General features: G+C 57.7%; 3 protein-coding genes. 1 reads left to right on the top strand and 2 read right to left on the bottom strand.

Features of this window, described 5'->3' with window-relative positions; translation table 11 throughout:
• Positions 1–800 (top strand): calcium-binding protein (locus AC3B8H_RS19705; RefSeq protein ID WP_488443221.1); only part of this gene is annotated, 800 nt, incomplete at its 5' end.
• 152 nt (positions 801–952) lie between these two features.
• On the opposite strand, the gene AC3B8H_RS19700 is transcribed toward AC3B8H_RS19705, so the two are convergent.
• Positions 953–2,095 (bottom strand): glycosyltransferase, encoded by a 1,143-nt coding sequence (locus AC3B8H_RS19700; protein ID WP_488443220.1) that lies wholly within the window; start codon positions 2,093–2,095, stop codon positions 953–955.
• Positions 2,096–2,407: 312 nt separating this feature from the next.
• Positions 2,408–3,237, bottom strand: an 830-nt coding sequence (locus AC3B8H_RS19695; RefSeq protein WP_488443219.1) for a calcium-binding protein, incomplete at its 5' end; no start/stop codon positions are given.

Raw genomic sequence — 3,237 nt, 5'->3', positions numbered from 1 at the left:
AAGCGGCCAATGTGGAAAATGTGACGTTAACAGGTTCGTTAGCGGCGAGCGCAACCGGTAACAGCTTGGACAACACCCTGATTGGCAACTCGGGTAGCAATCGCATCGACGGCGGTCTTGGCGCTGACCGGATGGAAGGCGGTTTAGGCGCCGATACGTTTGTCGTCGATAACGCCGGCGATGTCGTGGTCGAAGCCGCTGGTGGTGGTACCGACACCGTGGAAGCGTCGATTTCTTTAACTTTAGGTTCGAATGTTGAAAACCTGGTGCTCACTGGTACTGCTGCCATTACCGGCACCGGCAATGCCTTGGACAATCGACTCACCGGCAACGTTGCCGCCAACAGCCTCTTCGGCTTAGCCGGCAACGATACCCTGGAGGGTCTAGGCGGTGCGGATACGCTGACCGGCGGTTCCGGCAACGACACCTATGTCCTGGGCCGCGGTTACGCTGCGGATACCGTCGTGGAGAACGATGCCACGGCGGGCAACACCGACATTGCCCAATTCCTCTCCGGCATCACCGCTGATCAGTTGTGGTTTGCCCACGCGGGAAACCACCTGGAAGTCAGTATCGTTGGCACCTCGGATAAGCTGGTCATGCAAAACTGGTACAGCGGCACCGCCAACCACGTCGAGCAGTTCAAGACCACCGACGGTAATTTGACCTTGCTGGACAGCCAAGTCGAGAGTTTAGTGTCGGCGATGGCGGCTTTCGCCCCACCGGCGTCGGGCCAAACCACCTTGCCGACCGATTACCAAGCCGCGCTAGCGTCGGTGATTGCGGCCAATTGGCACTAATTGGCGTATCCTGAAGCCTGTCCCCGAGGTGTTTTGCTTCGGGGATTTGGCTCCCGATACTTGGTGCGCTTCCTAATGGATGTCCTCTGATATTCTTTCGGTCGTTAACCAACGGGAGACGTCACAAAAAGCGGCGGCTGTTTTCTACAGGCTTAGCCGCATTGCCTCAAACGCTCCAATAATTCAATCTGTGCCGGCAAACAAACCGCGTTGAGATCATAGCGATCAATCACGGTTTGTCTGGCGTTGCGGCGCATTGTGGCAAACCCCTCCGAACTCGCCGTTAAACCTTCGATAACCCGCTCGGCAATCTCGCTGGGCGAGAAGAAGTCCACCAACCAACCGTTTTCGCCGTCGCGCACCACTTCTTTTACCGGCGCGGTGTTCGAAGCCACCAGCAAACAACCGGCGGCCATCGCCTCCAACATCGACCAGGACAACACGAAGGGGTAGGTCAGATAGACGTGAACCCTGGATAGTTGCAATATCGTCAGAAAGGTCGGATACGCTACCTTGCCTAAAAAATGCACCCGCCGACTATCCAACTCGTCGCCAAATTCCGCCAGCAACTGTTGACGATAGGTCTGCTCCGGCGGCAGACGCTTGCCGTAACTGACCTCGTCGCCGCCGACGATCAAAATTTGGGCGTGGGGGCGAGCCGCCAGGATGGCCGGCAAGCTGCGCATGAAGCTCGGAAAGCCGCGGTAGGGTTCCAGGTTGCGGGCAATATAAGTAACGATTTCGTCAGCCCGACTCAGCGATAATCCCGCTTGCGCGAGGGTCAAGGTGGCATCCGGCTTTGGATACACGATGCGAGTATCGATACCGTCGTGGACCACGTTCAATTTATCCTGGTAGCCGCTTGGATAGCCTGACTTCTGCCAATGGGTGGGGCAAAGTCCGGCATCGACGGCATCCAAGGCCAAGTAGTTGCCCAGGTTCTTGGTCCGCAAACGCGGCCCGTCGTCGAAGGCGACCGGCTCGCTGGGATCGAAACCGACGTCGGCGCCGGTCAGGCGGTAAAAGAACTCAAAGTAGCCCAGCAGTGGCGAATCCGGAAATACCTCCTTCAAATACCAGATCTCGCCCCAGCCGTTATGGCCCAGCATCACATCCGGCACGAAACCGGTGCGCTTCAAGTCCAGGGCGATGCGGGCGACGCTCTGGGCGTTGATCACAGCCGATTCGGTTTCCCGCAAATAGTGGTGAACGGTGTGCGACCGTGCCCGGTGCGGCCGGTAGACGATTTTCCGCACGCCCGGCAGTTCGCCTTCCGAACGTTGGGTGATAAACACGACTTGATGCTGAGGATTCGCAGCCAGATAAGCAGCCAAATGGCGATACTGTCCAGGGAAGTTTTGATGGACGAATAGGAATTTCATCGGATGTTAAAGCGCTAAATCAAGCCGTTTGCGGCGTTTACAGTGTAAGGCACAGGAATGTTGATATTCTAAAGCGATCATTTTGGATAGACCACGGGGCAGCGGCGAGCGGCACCGAGCGCGATCACCGAGTGTAGGGCTGGACAGCCTCCACGGGGCGGGTACCCATGAACGAACCTGGAATCCCCGAGGCCAAGTGCCTCGGGAACTGGCTTTAGAGGACGATCATTGCCAATTGGCCGCAATCACTGGTGCCAGCGCGGTCTGATAATTGGCTGGCAAGGTGGTCTGGCCCGACGCAGGCGGCGCGAAGGCCGCCATCGCCGAGACCAGACTCTCGACTTGGCTGTCCAGCAAGGTCAAATTATCGTCGGTGGTCTTGAACTGCTCGACATGGTTGGCGCTGCCGCTGTACCAGTTTTGCATGACCAGCTTATCCGAGGTGCCGATGATGCTGACTTCCAGGTGGTTGCCGGTGTGGACGAACCACAACTGATCTGCAGTGATCCCGGACAGGAATTGCGCGATGTCGGTGTTTCCGGCCATCGCATCATTCTCGACCACGGTGTCGGCACCATAACCGCGACCCAGCCGATAAGTATCGTTGCCGGCACCGCCGGTCAGCGTGTCGGCGCCACCCAGTCCGTCTAGGGTATCGTTGCCGGCCAAGCCGGAGAGGCTGTTGGCGGCGCTATTGCCGGTGAGCCAATTGTCCGAGGAATTGCCAGTGCCATTGATAGCGGAAGTACCGGTCAAGGTCAGGTTTTCAAGATTCGAACCCAGTGTCAGCGTGACGCCCGAATTGACCGTATCGTTACCTTCGTTGGCGTTTTCAGTGACGGTGTCGGTACTGACGTTGACGAAATAGCTGTCGTCGCCCACGCCGCCCAGCATTGTGTCGTTGCCGGTCCCGCCGTCCAAAATATCGTTCCCGGCGCCACCCGTAAGTTTGTTGGCGGCGCTGTTGCCAATCAGGGAATTGTCCAAAGCATTGCCGGTGGCGTTGATTGCGCTAGTTCCGGTTAAGGTCAGGTTTTCGACATTGGCGGCCAACG

Source organism: Methylomonas sp. BG-2, from assembly GCF_057766305.1.
Note: the sequence above shows the minus strand (reverse complement) of the source record. Positions and strands in the feature narration are given on the sequence as shown.